General features: G+C 66.6%; 17 protein-coding genes. 9 read left to right on the top strand and 8 right to left on the bottom strand.

Annotated elements, in window-relative coordinates; genetic code table 11:
- Nucleotide 1: 1 nt before the first annotated feature.
- Complete coding sequence (locus GOALK_RS20175) at nucleotides 2-1,246, bottom strand: cytochrome P450 (protein WP_006360695.1); 1,245 nt, start codon at nucleotides 1,244-1,246, stop codon at nucleotides 2-4.
- Nucleotides 1,247-1,412: 166 nt separating this feature from the next.
- On the opposite strand from GOALK_RS20175, the gene GOALK_RS20170 reads away from it, so the two are divergent.
- Nucleotides 1,413-2,021, top strand: a complete 609-nt coding sequence (locus tag GOALK_RS20170) for a TetR/AcrR family transcriptional regulator (RefSeq protein ID WP_006360694.1) — start codon at nucleotides 1,413-1,415, stop codon at nucleotides 2,019-2,021.
- Here GOALK_RS20170 and GOALK_RS20165 read toward each other — a convergent pair.
- On the bottom strand, nucleotides 2,018-2,512 hold the full coding sequence (locus GOALK_RS20165; RefSeq protein ID WP_006360693.1) for a nitroreductase family deazaflavin-dependent oxidoreductase: 495 nt from the start codon (nucleotides 2,510-2,512) through the stop codon (nucleotides 2,018-2,020). The genes GOALK_RS20170 and GOALK_RS20165 overlap by 4 nt on opposite strands.
- A gap of 7 nt (nucleotides 2,513-2,519) precedes the next feature.
- Nucleotides 2,520-3,683, bottom strand: a complete 1,164-nt coding sequence (locus GOALK_RS20160) for a steroid 3-ketoacyl-CoA thiolase (protein WP_006360692.1) — start codon at nucleotides 3,681-3,683, stop codon at nucleotides 2,520-2,522.
- 344 nt (nucleotides 3,684-4,027) lie between these two features.
- On the opposite strand from GOALK_RS20160, the gene GOALK_RS20155 reads away from it, so the two are divergent.
- The 5 genes from GOALK_RS20155 (at nucleotide 4,028) to GOALK_RS20135 (ending at nucleotide 7,615) form a co-directional block, all read left to right on the top strand.
- Nucleotides 4,028-5,347 carry a cytochrome P450 gene (locus GOALK_RS20155; protein WP_006360691.1) on the top strand — a complete coding sequence of 440 codons (1,320 nt, stop codon included), beginning with the start codon at nucleotides 4,028-4,030 and terminating at the stop codon, nucleotides 5,345-5,347.
- On the top strand, nucleotides 5,344-5,793 hold the full coding sequence (locus tag GOALK_RS20150) for a nuclear transport factor 2 family protein (protein WP_006360690.1): 450 nt from the start codon (nucleotides 5,344-5,346) through the stop codon (nucleotides 5,791-5,793). The genes GOALK_RS20155 and GOALK_RS20150 overlap by 4 nt, the downstream gene beginning before the upstream one ends.
- 177 nt (nucleotides 5,794-5,970) lie before the next feature.
- Nucleotides 5,971-6,450 (top strand): RNA polymerase sigma factor, encoded by a 480-nt coding sequence (locus GOALK_RS20145; RefSeq protein WP_006360689.1) that lies wholly within the window; start codon nucleotides 5,971-5,973, stop codon nucleotides 6,448-6,450.
- Nucleotides 6,447-7,070 carry a hypothetical protein gene (locus GOALK_RS20140; RefSeq protein ID WP_006360688.1) on the top strand — a complete coding sequence of 208 codons (624 nt, stop codon included), beginning with the start codon at nucleotides 6,447-6,449 and terminating at the stop codon, nucleotides 7,068-7,070. The genes GOALK_RS20145 and GOALK_RS20140 overlap by 4 nt, the downstream gene beginning before the upstream one ends.
- Nucleotides 7,067-7,615 carry a carboxymuconolactone decarboxylase family protein gene (locus GOALK_RS20135; protein ID WP_006360687.1) on the top strand — a complete coding sequence of 183 codons (549 nt, stop codon included), beginning with the start codon at nucleotides 7,067-7,069 and terminating at the stop codon, nucleotides 7,613-7,615. The genes GOALK_RS20140 and GOALK_RS20135 overlap by 4 nt, the downstream gene beginning before the upstream one ends.
- A gap of 43 nt (nucleotides 7,616-7,658) precedes the next feature.
- Here the strand turns inward: GOALK_RS20135 and GOALK_RS20130 are convergent, their stop codons facing one another.
- The 3 genes from GOALK_RS20130 to GOALK_RS20120 are packed head-to-tail and all read right to left on the bottom strand — an operon-like array spanning nucleotide 7,659 to nucleotide 10,929.
- A complete protein-coding gene (locus GOALK_RS20130; RefSeq protein WP_006360686.1) occupies nucleotides 7,659-8,837 on the bottom strand; it encodes a thiolase family protein in 1,179 nt (392 codons plus the stop codon).
- Nucleotides 8,837-9,886 carry a thiolase family protein gene (locus GOALK_RS20125; RefSeq protein ID WP_006360685.1) on the bottom strand — a complete coding sequence of 350 codons (1,050 nt, stop codon included), beginning with the start codon at nucleotides 9,884-9,886 and terminating at the stop codon, nucleotides 8,837-8,839. Before GOALK_RS20125 ends, GOALK_RS20130 begins: the two co-directional genes overlap by 1 nt.
- Nucleotides 9,886-10,929 carry a Zn-ribbon domain-containing OB-fold protein gene (locus tag GOALK_RS20120; RefSeq protein WP_006360684.1) on the bottom strand — a complete coding sequence of 348 codons (1,044 nt, stop codon included), beginning with the start codon at nucleotides 10,927-10,929 and terminating at the stop codon, nucleotides 9,886-9,888. The genes GOALK_RS20125 and GOALK_RS20120 overlap by 1 nt, the downstream gene beginning before the upstream one ends.
- Before the next feature lie 92 nt (nucleotides 10,930-11,021).
- On the opposite strand from GOALK_RS20120, the gene GOALK_RS20115 reads away from it, so the two are divergent.
- On the top strand, nucleotides 11,022-12,059 hold the full coding sequence (locus GOALK_RS20115; RefSeq protein ID WP_006360683.1) for an LLM class F420-dependent oxidoreductase: 1,038 nt from the start codon (nucleotides 11,022-11,024) through the stop codon (nucleotides 12,057-12,059).
- A gap of 15 nt (nucleotides 12,060-12,074) precedes the next feature.
- Here GOALK_RS20115 and GOALK_RS20110 read toward each other — a convergent pair whose 3' ends face one another.
- Together GOALK_RS20110 and GOALK_RS20105 are read right to left on the bottom strand one after the other, a co-directional pair.
- Nucleotides 12,075-13,076: a TIGR03617 family F420-dependent LLM class oxidoreductase gene (locus tag GOALK_RS20110; RefSeq protein WP_006360682.1), complete on the bottom strand. Its 1,002-nt coding sequence runs from the start codon at nucleotides 13,074-13,076 to the stop codon at nucleotides 12,075-12,077.
- 16 nt (nucleotides 13,077-13,092) lie between these two features.
- The gene (locus tag GOALK_RS20105) at nucleotides 13,093-13,914 is read right to left on the bottom strand and encodes a crotonase/enoyl-CoA hydratase family protein (RefSeq protein ID WP_006360681.1); all 822 of its coding nucleotides are present in this window, start codon (nucleotides 13,912-13,914) and stop codon (nucleotides 13,093-13,095) included.
- A gap of 61 nt (nucleotides 13,915-13,975) precedes the next feature.
- Between GOALK_RS20105 and GOALK_RS20100 the strand changes: the two genes are divergently transcribed.
- Nucleotides 13,976-15,601 carry an acyl-CoA synthetase gene (locus GOALK_RS20100; protein ID WP_006360680.1) on the top strand — a complete coding sequence of 542 codons (1,626 nt, stop codon included), beginning with the start codon at nucleotides 13,976-13,978 and terminating at the stop codon, nucleotides 15,599-15,601.
- Nucleotides 15,602-15,655: 54 nt separating this feature from the next.
- On the top strand, nucleotides 15,656-16,795 hold the full coding sequence (locus GOALK_RS20095; protein WP_006360679.1) for an NAD(P)H-dependent flavin oxidoreductase: 1,140 nt from the start codon (nucleotides 15,656-15,658) through the stop codon (nucleotides 16,793-16,795).
- Nucleotides 16,796-16,974: the final 179 nt, after the last annotated feature.

Genomic DNA, 16,974 nt, shown 5'->3' with positions numbered 1-16,974 from the left:
ATCAGCTGCGATACGCGACGTCGAGCTGTTTGACCCCGTTCAGCCAGCCCGATCGCACGCGACGCAGCTCGCCGAGTCGTGCGATGTCGGGCAGGGTGTCGGCGATGGCGTTGAAGATCAGGTTGAGTTCGAGCCGGGCGAGGTTGGCGCCGATGCAGAAGTGGGCGCCGTTGCCGCCGAAGGACAGGTGGGGGTTGGGATCTCGCGTGATGTCGAAGGTGAACGGGTCGTCGAAGACCTCTTCGTCGAAGTTCGCGGAGCTGTAGAACAGCCCGACGCGCTGGCCGGCCGCGATGTCGACGTCGCCGAGTCGGGTGTCGGCCAGTGCGGTTCGCTGGAAGCCGTGAACGGGTGTCGACCACCGCAGGATCTCTTCGATGGCGGTCGCGGGACGTTCGCGTTTGTACAGATCCCACGTCTCCGGGTGGTCCAGGAAAGCGTTCATCCCGTGCGAGGTCGCGTTGCGGGTGGTCTCGTTGCCGGCGGTGATGAGCAGGACGACAAAGAATCCGAACTCGATCTCGGTCATGCCCTCGCCGTCGATGTTGGCCTCGATGAGGGTGGTGATGAGGTCGTCGGTGGGGTTGTTGCGTCGTTCCTCGGCCATCGCATAGGCGTAACCGAGTACCTCGGCATTCGCGGTTGCCGGGTCGATCGTTTCCTCAGGATCATCGTTGTTGATCATCGCGTCGACGAGCACATGGAGGCGCTCGCGATCGGCCTGCGGGACGCCGATGAGGTCCAGGATCGACTGCAGGGGAAGGTGTACGGCGATGTCGTCGACGAAGTTGCCCCTGCCCTTCGCGGCCGCGGCCTCGACGATCTCGTGCGCCGAGGCGGTCAGCTGTTCCTTGAGCAGCGCGACGGAGCGCGGAGTGAACATGCGCGACACGATCTTTCGCAGTCGAGTGTGCTCCGGCGGATCATGGTTGATGAGCAGTGCCTTGGTCAGTTCGATCTGGTCCGGGGTCACGTAGTCGGGCAGGCACAGGATCGCGCCCTTGGCGTTGGTGGACCACAACTGGTGGTTCTTCGAGATCTCACGGATATGCGCGTGCTTGGAGATCACCCAGAATCCGCCGTCGGTGAAGCCGGACGTACCTTCCGGTTGCGCGTTCCACCAGACCGGCGCGGTGCGTCGTAGCTCGGCGAACTCCCGCACCGGCATGCCGTGCTGCTGGAGCAGGTCGGGATCGGTGAAGTCGAAGCCGTCGTGGAACGGGCCGGCCCTGGTCGGTGTCGTCATCTCGAACCTCCGGTCGACGGGCACGCGGGTGCACTGTGTGCCACGTCACCACACCATACACCAACTATGAAATCGTATGGTCAGTCGAAGCGGTCGCCGGAAAACTGCTGGTCCAGCTGCCTGAGGAGCGAGCGCAGCGAGCCTTGAGGGGTAGGCTCGTGAGCTGATGCGCACACATGGTTGGAGTGGTCGGGTACCCGTCAACGACGCCGAGGCGGTCGCGCGGATCCTCGCGGCGACCCGCACGACCATCGATCGGCGCGGCACGGCCACCAGCATCGCCGACGTCGCACGCGAGCTGGGAGTCACCCGGCAGACGGTGTACCGCTACTTCTCCGGGATTGAGGAGTTGTTGTCGGCGACCGCATTCGACGCCGTCGAAGGGCTTCTCGAACGAGTGATGACGCGGCTGGCCGGCATCACCGAACCCGACGCGGCGATCGTGGAGGGTATTGCCGCAGTGCTCGAAGAACTCGCCGAAGACGACTACGTCGGCCTGCTGCTACGAGCGGACAAGTTGAGCGTGCCGGTGGTCGGCGGATTCACCTCCGACGACGCCCGACGATTCGCACGCACGATGGTCGACCGGCTCGAGGCCAGTTGGACCGACCATTGCCACGACGACGCCGCACTCGACCTCATCGCCGAGATCGTGTTGCGCACATTGCAATCCATGGTGCTCGACGCCGTGTCGCACCGGAGCGGCGACGAACTCAGGGCGTTCCTCGACGCCTGGACCGGTGCGGCGGTGCGGGAGCTGGCGCGACCGGGTTAGCGCTGCGCCGGCTCACAGATGACGACCGGGATCGTTCGGTCCGTCCACGCGACGTAGGTGTCGAAGTCCGCGTAGACCTCGACCAGTTCCGGCCACACCTCGGCGCGTTCGGCCTCGGTGGCGGTACGCGCCGTGAGGTCGAACGTCTCCTTGCCGAGCTGGACTGTGACGCTGGGGTTGTCGCGCAGGTTGAGGTACCAGGCAGGGTGTTTCGCCGAGCCGCCCTGCGACGCGACGACGACGAACTGGTCGCCGCGCCGGAGGTAGACCAGCGGCACGGTCCTGGGTTCACCCGACTTGCGGCCGATGGTGGTGAGCAGGCACACCGGCGCGGGCTTCTTCAGGCCCGCGCCGACGCGCCAGGTGCCACCGATCCGGCCGCCGGTCGCCTTGTACAGCCGCGTGTTGATCCGCGAGCCGACCTTGATGAGTGTGCCGACGATCGGCGAATCGAGCTGTGCGGGCTTCTTGTCCGGGTCGAGGAGGGGCATCCGATACTCAGATGCGCTCGAGGATGGTGCCGGTGGCCATGGCGCCGCCAGCGCACATCGTGATGAGAGCGGTCTGGCCGTCGCGGCGCTCGAGCTCGTGCAGTGCGGTCGTGATGAGGCGGGAACCGGTGCTGCCCACGGGATGTCCGAGGGCGATGGCGCCGCCGTTGACGTTGACGCGATCCATGTCGGCGTTGTGGACCTGGGCCCAGCTGAGCACGACCGAGGCGAAGGCCTCGTTGATCTCGACGATGTCGATGTCGGACAACGACATCCCCGACTTCGCGAGGACGCGCTCGGTCGCCTGGACCGGGCCGTCGAGGTGGAAGTGGGGTTCCGAACCGACGAGCGCCTGCGCCTTGATGCGGGCGCGCGGGGTCAGTCCGAGTGCGCGGGCCTTCGCCTCGTCCATGATCAGGACAGCGGCTGCGCCGTCGGAGATCTGCGACGACGTTCCGGCGGTGTGGATGCCGCCCTCGATGACGGGCTTGAGTGCAGCGAGGGATTCGAGGGTGGTCTCACGCAGGCCCTGGTCGCGGCTGACGTCGATGATGTTGCCGGTGAACTCGCCCTCCTTGGTCCGTTCGGGCGCCTTGAACGAGAGGATCTCGCGGCCGAAACGGCCTTCGTCCCAGGCTTGACGGGCGAGGCGCTGGCTGCGCTCACCGAGTCCGTCGACGTCGGCGCGGGTGATCCCGCGACGCTTCGCGATGCGCTCGGCCGCCTCGAACTGGTTCGGCAGGTCAACGTTCCACGAGTCCGCGTGGTACGGGCCGGCGCTGGTGCCGACATTCGCACCGAGCGGCACGGTGGTCATCGTCTCCACGCCGCAGGCGATGCCGACCTCGATGGCGTCCGAGGCGATGAGCCCGGCGATGAGGTGGTTGGCCTGCTGGGCCGATCCGCACTGGGCGTCGATCGTCGTGGCGCCGGTGTGCTCGGGGAGTCCGGCGGACAGCCACGCCTTGCGGGAGACGTTGCCCGCCTGTGAGCCGGCCTGCGTGACGCAACCGCCGATGACCTGCTCTACGAGTGCCGGGTCGATACCGGCCTTCTCGATGAGACCGCGCTGTGTGATGCCCAGCAACTCCTCTGCATGGAGGCCTGACAACCACCCGGCGCGCTTGCCGATCGGCGTGCGTACTGCTTCCACGATGACCGGAACGCCCATCTCAACTCCTTCGTTCACCCGGCGGAACCAGTCCGTCGTCTACGGGTCGACGGCGCTTCGACGGATGTGCCGAGGCCGTGTATTCAAGCTAGAACATGTTCTATGTTTGCGTCCATGGGCGGCATTGGAAGGCTGGTCGCGACCGCCTCGAGCGGCGATTCGAGCCCTCCCGCTGCCTACTGGAACGTAGTGGATGTTACTTGTTCCATGGATTAAGTCCGCAGGTGGGGGACCATCCGGTCATCCAAAACTAGAACAAGTTCTCATCGGGGGCTGTCGCGTGTGTCACAATGTGGTCTAATGAGAGTGAAACAGGTTCTAAATCTCCAGCGAGGTGGTGTGACGTGACCCAGGCCCAGAGTGCCCCGATCGGCAGTGAGCCGACCACGGCGGATTCTGCGCGCACGAGCCCTTCCGACGTCGTCGGCAAGTGTGCGTTCATGGAGCAGGAGGGGTGGGATTTCACCAACCCGGACCTGCTCGAGCAGGGAATCCCAGTGGAGGAGTTCGCGCAGCTCCGTAAGACCGCGCCGGTCTGGTGGAACGCCCAGGCACCCGGCAAGGGTGGTGGCTTCCACGACGGCGGGTACTGGGTGATCTCCAAGCACGCCCACGTCCGCGAGATCTCCAAGAACAACGATGACTGGGAGACCAACGCCAACGGCGTCATCATGCGTTTCGAAGACGACATGACCGCCGAGCAGATCGAGATCACCAAAGCGCTGCTGATCAACCACGATCCGCCGGAGCACACCCGCCTCCGCAAGCTGGTCTCCAAGCTGTTCACCCCCCGTGCGGTGCACTCGCTGGAGGAGAAGCTCGACGACGCCGCCCGCGAGATCGTGTCGCGTGCCGCGGAGAAGGGCACCGGCGACTTCGTCAAGGATGTCGCCGTCGACCTGCCGCTACTCGCCATCGCAGACCTCCTCGGTGTGCCCCAGGAGGACCGCGAGAAGCTGTTCGACTGGTCGAACTCGATGATGAACGCCGACGATCCGGACTACACGACGGATCCGCAGCAGGCCAACGCCGAGATCCTCGGTTACGGCTACCAGATGGCCGAGGAGAAGCGTCGCAATCCGGGCGACGACATCGTCACCACTCTCGTCAACGCCGACATCGACGGCCAGCATCTCGACGAGACGGAGTTCGGGTTCTTCTTCATCCTGCTGACCGTCGCCGGCAACGAGACCACGCGCAACGCGATCAGCCACGGTATGAACGCCTTCCTGGACAACCCCGACCAGTGGGAACTGTTCAAGAAGGAGCGTCCGGCGACCGCGGTCGACGAGATCGTCCGCTGGGCCACCCCGGTCAACTGCTTTCAGCGAACCGCCAAGCGCGACACGCAGATCGGCGGCGTCGACATCAAGAAGGGCGAGCGCGTCGGAATGTTCTACGGCTCGGCCAACTACGACGAAGATATCTTCGACGATCCGTTCTCGTTCAACATCCTTCGCGACCCGAACCCGCACGTCGGCTTCGGTGGCAACGGTGCGCACTTCTGCGTCGGCGCCAACCTGGCACGCATGGAGATCAACCTGATGTTCAACGCGCTTGCCGACCTCGTCCCGGACATCACCAAGCTCGACGCGCCTCGTCGTCTCCGCCACGGGTGGATCAACGGTGTCAAGGAACTCCGCGTCGACTACGGGACGAAGTGACCGCAGCTGAAGAGGCACCCGCCTACCTGAACATCGACCGCGAGAACCATCCCGCTGTCGTGGCGGGGCGTCGTTCCCGAGAGTTCGTGGAGTCCCGCGACAAGCAGGCGTGGATCGACAACTTCGCGCCGGACGCCATCGTCCAGGATCCGGTGGGCCCCTCGATGTTCGACCCCGAGGGTGTCGGATTCCGGGGATACGACCGCATCTCGGAGTTCTGGGACAAGTCGATCGCAGCCACCGAGAGCATCGAGTTCCGCTTCGACGAGGAGATCATCTGCGGGAACGAGGTCGCCTACATCGGCAGCATCGTCACCCACATCGCAGGTCACGTCTCCGAGGCACGCGGCGTGTTCACCTACCACGCCGACTCGGAGGGCCGGCTCTCGGCGCTCCGGGCCTACTGGGAGGTCGAGAGGACGATCAACTCGGTGCGCAAGGCCTGACCTCGCACAACGATCCGCCGCGGGCGGGACCGGTGACCACGTCACCTGTCCCGCCCGCGGTTTCTTCGTCCGATCCGTCGTTACAGCCGGCGGTGCCGGGCGGAAGATGAGTCGAGGGAACGTCGACACGAAAGGTGTGAGGACTCGGAGTCCGGCGCGATCGACCAGTTCGACGCGGTGTACCGCGAACACGTTGCGGGGGTCTGGCGCTACGTGCGTACACGCGTGCCGGGAGACGCCGACGCCGACGATGTGACCGCGGAGGTGTTCGCCAAGGCGATTCGTTCGCGGGGCGGCTTCGACGACCGGCGCGGCACGATAGGCGGGTGGCTCATCGGGATCGCCAGACACGTCGTGGCGGACTGGTGGGCACGCAATGCCCGGGAGGTGCCCGTGGCCGAGGTGGATGTCGACATCGACCGGCGCGGGGCCGCCGCGGATGATCCGGAGACGGCGATGCTGCGGGCCGCAGACGTCGAGGATGTCCGAAGCCGGTTGTGGGTGCTCACCGCCCGGGAGCGTGAGGCGGTCACGCTGCGATTTGCCACCGAGCTGACCTCGGAGGAGATCGGAGCGGCGATGGGTATCTCGGCGACCGCCGCCCGGATGCTCGTCTACCGAGGCGTGGCGAAGCTGAGGGAGGTGATGCCACAGTGACGTCGCCTGATCCGTACGAGGCCGACGTGGCCTTCGACCCTGTCGAGATCGCCGCCGCTGCGCGTCTCGACGACGACATCGCAGCAGTCCTGGCCGGCTCCGCCCGGCCGGGGTCGGTGGACCCCGACCTGGTGGTGCTGGCGAACGCGTTCCGGCGCGAGCCGTCCGCGTCGACGTACGCCGCCGTCGAACGACGGGTCGCCGAGGCGAGGCCGCGGGACAGTCGGTGGCGATGGTCGCTCGCGCAGGTTTCCGCAGCCGTGCTGGGCATCGTGCTGGTCGTCCACGGTGTGGTGAACATGGTTGCAGGCGAGTGGATCTCGACCTCGCTCGGCGAGCCGTACAACCAGCACGCGATGATCGACGGCGGCCTCGCGTTCATCGCGATCGGTGCCGCGATCGCGGTGGCGTCGACGCGTCGGCGTGGGCTGCCACTGGCGGTCATCGTCGGGGTGCCGCTCGGGCTGGTCATGGGCGGCCGTGGCGTGCACGAGATCGGGGTCTTCGCGTGGGGGGCCGTGGCGCACGGGTCGGCGGGGCTGGCGGCGATCGTTCTGCTGGTCACATACTTGATCGCGTGGCGTTACAGCCACCGGCGAGGACGGGAAGAACCGGTATGAGATCACTACATCGAATCCGACACTTCATTCGCGCATTCGGACGGGCGAAACGCAATCGCGCCGACCTCGTCCGGCACATCGGACGCCGTCCGCTGCTCGCCGGGGCGACGGTCGGGGTGGAGACCGCCATGCTGCTGTCGAACAAGGTGGACCCGAAGCTGAAGGATCTCGCCGAGCTGAAGGCCGCCGGAATGGTCAGCTGCGAGTTCTGCCTCGACATCGGGTCGGTGCTGGCGGCGAGCTCCGGCGTCACCGAGCAGCAGCTTCGCGATCTCCCGCGGTACCGGGACTCGCTGGCCTACAACGAGGTGGAGAAACTCGTCATCGCTTACGCCGAAGCGATCACCCTGACCCCGGCGGTCGGCGACGATCTCGCCGACCTGCGCCGGCGCCTCGGTGAACACCTCACGGAGACTCAGATCGTCGAACTCGCGATGACCGTCGCCTGGGAGAACCAGCGGGCACGCCTCAACCAGTCGCTGGGTGTCCGCCCGACCGGAATGTCAGATGGCGCGACCTGTGCTCTGCCCGAACGGATTTCGTAGCATTCATGCGCAGATGGCGCGCAAGAATGCTACGAAACGCCGGTCAGTGGAGCGGCTTGTCGGCTCCGACGAGCCACATCGAGAAGTACTGTGAGCCACCGCCGTAGGCGTGACCCAGGGCCTTACGGGCACCGTCGACCTGGTGGTCGCCGGCCTTGCCCATGACCTGGATCGCGGCCTCGGCGAAACGGATCATGCCCGACGCGCCGATCGGGTTCGACGACAACACGCCACCCGAGGCGTTGAGCGGGATGCGGCCGCCGATCTCGGTGTCACCGGATTCGGTCAGCTTCCAGCCCTGGCCTTCGTCGGCGAACCCGAGGTTCTCCAGCCACATCGGTTCGAACCAGGAGAACGGCACGTAGATCTCGGCGACGTCGATCTCGTCGAGCGGATTGCTGATCCCGCCCGACTTCCACAGTGCGGCAGCGGCATCGCGGCCGGCCTGCGGACTCACCACGTTGCGGTGGGCGAAGGACAGCGGTTCGGTGCGCATCGCGGTGGCGTGGATCCAGGCGACCGGGTTGCCGGCGGCGACCGCGTCGTCGGCAACCTGTTCGTCACCGATCACGACCGCACACGCGCCGTCCGACGACGGGCACGTCTCGTCGTAACGGATGGGGTCCCAGAGCATCTGCGAGCTCATGACCTTCTCGACGCTCTGATCCGGCTGGTGGAGATGCGCAAGGGGATTGAGGGCGCCGTTGCGACGGTCCTTCGCCGCGACCATCGCGCCGATGTGCTCCGGGGCGCCCGACTGGCGGATGTAGGAACGCACGTGCGGCGCGAAGAAGCCGCCCGCGCCGGCGCCGACCGGTTTGGTGAACGGCACCGGGATCGACAATGCCCACATCGCATTGGACTCGGACTGCTTCTCCCATGCGACGGCGAGCACGCGCTTGTGGACGCCGGCGAAGACCAGGGACGCGGCCACGTTCGCCGTCGAACCGCCGACCGAGCCGGCGGTGTGCACGCGGATGAGCCGCTTGCCGACCGCGCCGATCGCCTCCGCCATCGCGAGCTCGGGCATCATCGACCCCTCAAAGAGGTCGGGGGCCTTGCCGATGACGATCGCGTCGATGTCGTCGAGGGAGACCTTGGAGTCGATCAGTGCCGCATCGATGGCCTCGCGGACCATCCCGGCCATCGTGACGTCGGATCGCTTGGCAACGTAGCGGGTCTGGCCGGTACCGAGGACCGCCGCACGGTTCTTGTGCCCCATCAGTTTCCGCCTCCCGCGTTGTTCTGTGCGCTCAAGGTGACCACCATGTTCTGCTGCAGCAGTGGACCGCTCGTCGCGTGGGCGACGGCGGTTCCGGCGTTGCCGCTCAGGATCTCGTGGGCCGCGTAGCCGATACGCTGCAGGCCCGCAGAGAACAGCGAGTTGCCGGCCAGTGCGCCGCCGGACGGGTTGATCCGCACCGAATCCGGGAGACCCAGAGCGTTGCGCACGATGATCTCCTGGTGGGTGTACGGCGCGTGGATCTCCGCGACGTCCACGGCGCGACTCGCATCGCCGAACGCGGTGTCTCCGGCGAGCTTCGTCGACGGCGAGATGGTCAGGTCCCGAGCGCCGAAGTTCGGGGTGTCGATCCGGTGGTCCCAGCCGGTGACGAACGCCGGATTGGCCACCAGTTCACGGGCTTTGCGTTCGCTGGCGATGACGACCGCGGCGGCGGCGTCGGTGTAGGGCGCGATGTCGTGGCGGCGCAGCGGACTCGCGACGTAGTCGCTCGCCAGCAGATCGTCGACGGAACCGCCGGACGTGCGGGCCCCGATGGCGGCCATGTCGGCCTCGGTCCAGGTTCCGGCGTCGACGCCGGCGCGCGCCTGCAGGGCCGCGAGCGACCGGGCGTCCGGACGCAGCGGGGCGACCGTATAGGGGTCGGTCTGCAGCGCCAGGGTCTGGTCGGTGTTGCCCGCGGAAGCCTTGCCGAAGCCGTAGGCCAGCGCGAGGTCGACCTCGCCGGTGGCGATCTTCACCCACGCCTCATACAGCGCCCAAGCGCCGTCCATCTCGACGTGGGACTCGTTGATCGGCGGCATCGCCCCGATCGAGTCGATCGCGGAGATGAACGAGAAGGCGCGTCCGGCAAGGTAATCTGATGATCCGCTACACCAGAACTCGATGTCGGTGCGGGCGATGCCCAGTTCGGCGTAGAGCTTGTCGAAGCAGGGGATGAGCATCTCGACACCGTTGGTGGTGCCGTGGCTTCCCTCGATGTTGGGGCTGTGGGCGAATCCGATGATCGCGATCGGTGGCAGTGTCATCAGAGGTGATCCTTGTAGGTTTCGTAGTCGGCGTCTGGTTCGCCGGTGGGCGCGAAGTGGCTGATGTTGCCGATCGAGTACTCCCACTCGTCTTCGGGGAGCCAGACGGCCTTGACTCGCATGCCCATTCGGACATCAGCGGCCTCACAGTCGAGGATCAGGTGCAGGAACGGGATGTCCGCGCCGTCGAGGAGCACGTAGGCGGCCACGTAGGGCGGCTTGATCCGCTGGCCCTGGAACGGCACGTTGACGATGCAGAACGTCGTCACGATACCGGTGTGTGCGAGTTCGACGCGTTCGACGGCCCGTGACCCGTCGGCGGGACTCACCCCGCGGGGCGGGAAGTACACGCGACCTTCGTCGACGCCCGAACCGATGCGGGTGCCGATCAGCTTGCCGGCCTTCAATCCTTCGAGGTAGACGGACTCCTCCTCGTTGGCGGAGTGCGTGATCTCGGTGGTGACGGGGGTCGGGATGACGACGAGGCCGGTGTCGGCGCCCTTCGGTGCGTCCGCGGTGTTCTCGGGTGCGGCGTCGGTGCTCTCACCCGGGGCGAAGTACGCGATGTCGTCGATGCGGCCGATCCGTGCCGCGGAGAACACCGCGTGCACGCGCAGGCCGGTCGAGATCTCCGACGGGGAGTCCACCGAAACCGCGTGCAGCAGTGTGGTGTCCGCGCCGTCGAGTTTGATCAGGGCCCAGGCGAAGGGCTTGTCGAGCGGCTGTCCGGGCACCGGGGCGTCGTGCCAGGTCCAGCTGGTGACGGTGCCGACGGTCGAGACCTCCACGATCTCCGTCGACTGTTGTCCGGTGACGGGATCGAATTCGACCGGCGGCACAGACACTGCGCCGTCGCTGCCCTTCGACCCCACGATCCGGCCGTCGCGCAGTGCGAGCGCGAACTGGCTCAGCACCGGGCCCAGTGACCGGGTGTAGTCGAAGGAGTTGATCAGGGGAGCGGTCAGGATCGGGGACTTCGGCTCGGGCACCGTGGCAACGGGACTGGCGATGGGGTTGCCGGCGGCGGGAGACGTTACGCTCATGCTCACGACTTGAGTAGAACACGTTCTAGTATTGGACACAAGATGCATGTCAGGCCGCGAGATTCCCGACGGCCCGGCGAGAGGGGAGTGGAGTGAAACTCGGTCTGCAACTCGGATATTGGGGTGCCGATCCGATCCCGAACGCGCCGAAGTTGATCGCGGTCGCGGAGGAGTGCGGGTTCGACGCGGTGTTCACCGCGGAGTCCTGGGGATCGGACGCTTACACACCGCTGGCGTGGTGGGGCGCGGCGACGTCGCGCATCCGGCTCGGCACCGCGGTGGCCCAGCTGTCGGCACGGCCGCCGACATCGCTGGCAATGCATGCGTTGACCCTGGATCACCTGTCGAACGGCCGGCATATCGTCGGCCTCGGTGTCTCCGGGCCGCAGGTGGTGGAGGGCTGGTACGGCGAACCGTTCGGAAAACCGTTGGCGCGCACCCGCGAATACGTTCAGGTGGTCCGCGACGTGCTCGCGCGTGCCGACAAGGTGACCAACGACGGGCCGCACTATCCGCTGCCATATCCCGCCGACGCGCCCGGTGCCACCGGACTCGGCAAGCCGCTCAAGCCGATCACGCACCCGCTGCGCGCCGATTTGCCGATCTGGCTGGGCGCCGAAGGTCCGAAGAACGTCGCGCAGACCGCCGAGATCGCCGACGGCTGGCTCGCCATCTTCTTCAGCCTCGGACTCGCCGATCAGTACAACTCCTGGCTCGACGAGGGCTTCGCCCGCCCGGGCGCCCGCCGCAGCCGTGAGGACTTCGAGGTCGCCGCCACCGTGCAGGTCGTCATCACCGACGACGTCGCGTCGGCGATCGAACTCTACCGGCCCTCGACCGCGCTGTACGTCGGCGGAATGGGCGCCAAGGAGAGGAACTTTCACGCCGAGCTGTACAAGCGGATGGGTTACGGCGAAGCGGTCGACGAGATCGTGAGTCTGTTCCTCAGCGGCAAGAAGGCCGAGGCGATGGCCGCGGTGCCCGACGAGATGGTCCGCGAGACGATGCTCGTCGGCACCGCCGACGAGGTCCGCGCACAGATCAAGGAATGGGAGGCCGCCGGCGTCACCATGCTGATGGTCACCGCCCGCGACACCGACACCATCCGGCAGCTGGCGACGCTGGTGTGATCCGTGTTTGGGGCGCTACGCCTCGAGGCCGTCCATGATCTCGGCGAGCGTCTCGTCGGCGAGCGGGAACGGTTGGTAGATGGCGACATCCGTGGCGATGTCATCCGATCGTGCGCGGATCGTCGCGGCCACGTCGCGGGGGCTGCCGTGGGCGACGATGAGCTCGAGGAGCTCGTCGTCGACGAGTCCGACCATCTCGGCCCAGCGGCCCTGCTTCGACAGCAGGTTGAGTTCGGTCTGGAGGTCGCCGTAGCCGTGCAACTCCAGCACCGGCCGATAGGCCGGTGTGGAGCCGTAGAACGACAGCAGGCGCCGGGCCGCGTCGACCGAGGTCTCGAACTCCTCCTCGGTACGACCGGTGGCCACGATGATCTCCGGCATCACCGAGAAGTCCTCACGACGACGCCCCGACGCCGCCAGGCCGGCGTCGACACGCGGCAGGATCGATTCGCGGACGAACCGGTCGGTGGTGAACGGCATGACGAGCAGGCCGTCCGCATGTTCGGCGACGGCGCGGGTGAGGCGCGGTCCCAGGGCACCGACGAAGATCGGTGGCAGCCCGTGCGGATTCGGTCCGGGGTTGAACATCGGCGTCATGAGCCGATGGCGGTAGAACTCGCCGTCGAAGTCGAGGCGGGCGCCGTTCTGCCAGCAGTCGAAGATCGCGCGTAAAGCGGCGACGAATTCGACCATGCGGTCGACCGGACGCTCGAACGGCACCCCGAACCGCTTCTCGATCTGCGGGCGGATCTGAGTCCCCAGTCCGAGCGTGAACCGGCCGCCGCTGAGCAGCTGGAGATCATTGGCCTGATGGGCGACCGTGATCGGATTGCGTGGGAACGCGATCGCGACGTTGGTCATCAGCGCGACGTCGTCGACGCCGGACGCGCCGAACAGCGGGCTGAAGACGTCGTGCGGGCCGTCGAACGTGAACACCCCGTCGACTCCGACGTCCCGTAACGCCCGGGTGCGTTCGGCCGCGTGCTGTGGACCGAAAAGTGCGGTGTGGATTCTCACCGGCGGTGGGTGGCTCTCACTCTCCGGTGAACTCCGGGGTGCGCTTCTCCGCGAACGCGCGGGGTCCGACCTTGGCGTCCTTCGACTTGAAGACCGCGACGCCGATCTTCGCGTCGAGCTCGAAGGCGTCGAGTTCGTGCAGACCCTCGGTGTCGCGGATGGTCTTGAGGATGCCCTGGACGGCGAGCGGACCGTTGGCGGCGATCTTCTCGGCCAGCTCGAGCGCCTTGTCGAGTGCCTTGCCGTCCTCGACGACGTGGCCGATGAGGCCGTACTCGAGGGCCTCGTGCGCGGTGACGTGACGGCCGGTCAGCAGGATGTCGCAAGCGACGGTGTAGGGAATCTGGCGGACGAGGCGGACCGCGCTGCCGCCCATCGGGTAGAGGCCCCAACGCGCTTCGGACACACCGAACTTGGCGCTCTCGCCGGCGATGCGGATGTCGGTTCCCTGCAAGATCTCGGTACCGCCTGCGATGGCCGGGCCCTCGACCGCGGCGATCAGCGGCTTGGTCAGGCGACGGCCCTTCAGCAGCGCCGGCAGCGACGCGGGGTTCCAGGCGCCGGAGTCGACGGTGTCACCGGGGGGCTTCTTGTTCATGCTCTTCAGGTCGGCCCCGGCGCAGAAGTAACCGCCCGCGCCGGTGAGGATCGCGACCCGGATGTCGGGATCGGAATCGACCTGATCCCAGGCTTCGGTCATGATCCGCATCATCTCGGTGGAGAGCGCGTTGCGCGCCTCCGGACGGTTCATCGTGACGATGAGAATGTGTCCGCGCTTCTCGACGAGGCACTCGGGAGCCTTGTCGGTGACGGACTCGGTGGGGGTGGCTGTGGTCATCGCTGTCTCCCGGTCATATTCCGCACTTGCCCAGAACGATAACACGTTCTAATTTTGAGCCATGGCCTATACGATCGCCGATCTCATCGAGCATGCCGTCGACCTGGTACCCGAGCGCGTCGCGCTGGAATCCGGCGACCACAGCCGGACATATGCGGAGCTCGAGGCGCGGTCGAACGCGCTCGCCCACAAGCTACGCGCGCTGGGTGTGCAACCCGGCGACCGGGTGGGTCTGTACAGCAGAAACACCATCGAGTCGGTCGAGTCGATGATCGCGATCTTCAAGGCCCGGGCGGTCATGGTGAACGTGAACTACCGCTATGTCGAGGCCGAATTGGAGCACATCTTCACCGACTCCGGGATGAAGGTCCTGATCCACGAGCGCCGCTACTCGCCGCGGGTGTGCAACACGTTACCGAAATCGCCCTCCATCGAGTACCGCATCGCCATCGAGGACGGGACGTCGGAAGACCTGTGCTGTGAGGGCCACGGCGACGCGATCCGCTACGAGGACGCCATCGCCGAGTCGTCGTCGGAACGCGATTTCGAGGAGCGGTCGAACGACGACCTGTACATGCTCTACACCGGCGGTACCACCGGGAAACCGAAGGGCGTCGTCTGGCGTCAGGAGGACGTGTGGCGCGTCCTCGGCGGCGGAATCGACTGGTACACCAGCGAACCCATCCCCGACGAGTGGCACCTCGCCAAGACCGGCGCCGACGGCGGCCAGCTGGTTCGGTACCCGATCCCGCCGTTCATCCACGGCGGCTCGCAGTGGGCGATCTTCCAGTCGCTGTTCGCCGGCGGAAAAGCCGTGGTGTACCCCGAGTTCAGCGGGTCGTCGGCCTGGGAGATCGTCGAGCGACACAAGGTCAACGTCGTGTTCATCACCGGAGATGCCATGGGGCGCCCCATGGTCGAGGCGCTCGGACAGGGCGAGGAGTACGACCTGTCGAGTGTCGTCTCGATCGCCTCGTCGGCCTGTCTGTTCTCGCCGAGTGTGAAAGAGCAGTTCCTGGAACGATTCCCGAACGCGGTGATCGTCGATGCGATCGGCTCGTCGGAAACCGGCTTCGGCGGTCTGGGCATCGTCGCGAAGGGCACCCCGCACACCGGTGGCCCGCGCGTGAACGCCGACAGCGAGACCCACGTTCTCCGCGAGGACGGTACGCCGGTGGAGCCGGGCAGCGGCGAGGTCGGGGTGCTGGCGCGGTCCGGGCATGTGCCGCTGCGCTATCACAACGATCCGGAGAAGTCGGCTAAGACGTTCAAGGTCTTCAACGGCGTGCGCTACTCGCTGCCGGGTGACAACGCCGTGCTCGAGGCCGACGGCAGCATCACGATGCTCGGTCGCGGCTCGGTGTCGATCAACACCGGTGGCGAGAAGGTCTTCCCGGAAGAGGTCGAGGGCGCGCTCAAGGCACATCCCGACGTCTTCGACACCGTCGTGGTGGGCGTCGCCGACGACCGTTGGGGTCAGCGCGTCGCCGCGGTGATCGCCGCGCGCGACGGAGCCCGACCATCCCTGGAGAGCCTCAACGACGTCGTGCGCAAGGAACTCGCGGGCTACAAGTGCCCGCGCAGCGTCTGGTTCGTCGATGAGATCAAGCGTTCGCCCGCAGGAAAACCCGACTATCGCTGGGGGGCGGCGGTCACTGCCGAACGACCCGCCGACGAAGCGCTGTAGCGCCGAAAATCTGACAGAGGCGCTGTAGAGCGCCGGAAACGAGTAGTAGCAAAAATGCGTACAGAACTCGCCGACAAGTTCGGCATCGAATACCCGATCTTCGGGTTCACGCCCAGTCAGGATGTCGCGGCCGCGATCAGCCGTGCCGGCGGACTCGGCGTGCTCGGGTGCGTGCGGTTCAACGAGGCCGAGGAACTCGACGAGGTCCTCGAGTGGATGCACGAGAACACCGACGGTAAGCCGTTCGGCGTCGACATCGTGATGCCGGCCAAGATCCCGACCGAGGGTTCCAAGGTCGACCTGGATTCGATGATCCCGCCGGAACATCGGGCGTTCGTGGAGCGCACGCTCGACGACCTCGGCGTTCCGCCACTGCCCGGTGAGGACCGCGTCAATGCGGGCGTGCTGGGTTGGCTGCACTCGGTGGCCCGCTCGCATGTCGACGTCGCCATGGAGCATCGTCGTAAGTACGGGCAGATCAAGCTGATCGCGAACGCTCTCGGTTCGCCGCCGTCGGACGTCATCCAGACCGCACACGACAACGGCGTGCTGGTCGCCGCGCTCGCGGGCGCGAAAGACCATGCGCTGCACCACGTCGAGGCCGGCGTCGACATCGTCATCGCCCAGGGATACGAGGGTGGCGGACACACCGGCGAGGTCACCTCGATGATCCTGTGGCCCGAACTCGTCGACGCGGTCGGCGACACCGCGCCGGTGCTCGCCGCCGGCGGCGTCGGTAGCGGCCGCCAGATCGCAGCTGCGATCGCGCTGGGTGCGCAGGGCGTGTGGATGGGGACCTACTGGCTCACCGCTGCCGAGTACAAGCTCGGAGTGCCGGAGGGATCGGACAAGCCGTCCACCGTGCAGCAGGCGCTGCTCAAGGCGACGTCGCGGGACACCGTGCGTCGTCGTATCTACTCCGGCAAGCCCGCCCGCCTCCTGAAGACCGCCTGGACTGACGCCTGGGACGCCGACAACGCACCCGAGCCGTTGCCGATGCCGTTGCAGAACCTGCTCGTCGCGGAGGCGCACGCGCGGATCTCGGCTGCCGACAACCCAGACGTCGTCGCGATGCCGGCAGGCCAGATCGTCGGGCGCTGCAACGCGATCACCCCGGTCGCCGATCTCATCGCGGACCTCGTGAGCGAGTACGAGGAGGCCGTCGGCCGGATGAACAAGACGCTCCACAGCTGACCCGCTCCACAAACCCATCCCTTTTCCTCAAACACGCCCCGACGACGACGGGCGGGTATACGGAAAAGGGGTGGGTTTGTGTCAGGGGCGGTAGGTACAGCGCCGGCCGCCACGATTTTGACGGACGCAATCATCCCTTGTTAGCTGGTTGCCCTCGGTGCCAGGGGGCCTGGAAAAGC

This window comes from Gordonia alkanivorans NBRC 16433 (genome assembly GCF_000225505.1).
GTDB classification, from domain to species: domain Bacteria; phylum Actinomycetota; class Actinomycetes; order Mycobacteriales; family Mycobacteriaceae; genus Gordonia; species Gordonia alkanivorans.
This window is presented reverse-complemented; position numbering and strand designations above follow the sequence as displayed.

Coding starts and splice junctions, on each gene's coding strand:
- GOALK_RS20135 (WP_006360687.1), top strand. CDS start 7,067: ATGAGATCACTACATCGAATCCGACACTTCATTCGCGCATTCGGACGG.
- GOALK_RS20095 (WP_006360679.1), top strand. CDS start 15,656: ATGCGTACAGAACTCGCCGACAAGTTCGGCATCGAATACCCGATCTTC.
- GOALK_RS20105 (WP_006360681.1), bottom strand. CDS start 13,914: ATGACCACAGCCACCCCCACCGAGTCCGTCACCGACAAGGCTCCCGAG.
- GOALK_RS20170 (WP_006360694.1), top strand. CDS start 1,413: ATGCGCACACATGGTTGGAGTGGTCGGGTACCCGTCAACGACGCCGAG.
- GOALK_RS20130 (WP_006360686.1), bottom strand. CDS start 8,837: ATGGGGCACAAGAACCGTGCGGCGGTCCTCGGTACCGGCCAGACCCGC.
- GOALK_RS20125 (WP_006360685.1), bottom strand. CDS start 9,886: ATGACACTGCCACCGATCGCGATCATCGGATTCGCCCACAGCCCCAAC.
- GOALK_RS20120 (WP_006360684.1), bottom strand. CDS start 10,929: ATGAGCGTAACGTCTCCCGCCGCCGGCAACCCCATCGCCAGTCCCGTT.
- GOALK_RS20165 (WP_006360693.1), bottom strand. CDS start 2,512: ATGCCCCTCCTCGACCCGGACAAGAAGCCCGCACAGCTCGATTCGCCG.
- GOALK_RS20100 (WP_006360680.1), top strand. CDS start 13,976: ATGGCCTATACGATCGCCGATCTCATCGAGCATGCCGTCGACCTGGTA.
- GOALK_RS20160 (WP_006360692.1), bottom strand. CDS start 3,683: ATGGGCGTTCCGGTCATCGTGGAAGCAGTACGCACGCCGATCGGCAAG.
- GOALK_RS20175 (WP_006360695.1), bottom strand. CDS start 1,246: ATGACGACACCGACCAGGGCCGGCCCGTTCCACGACGGCTTCGACTTC.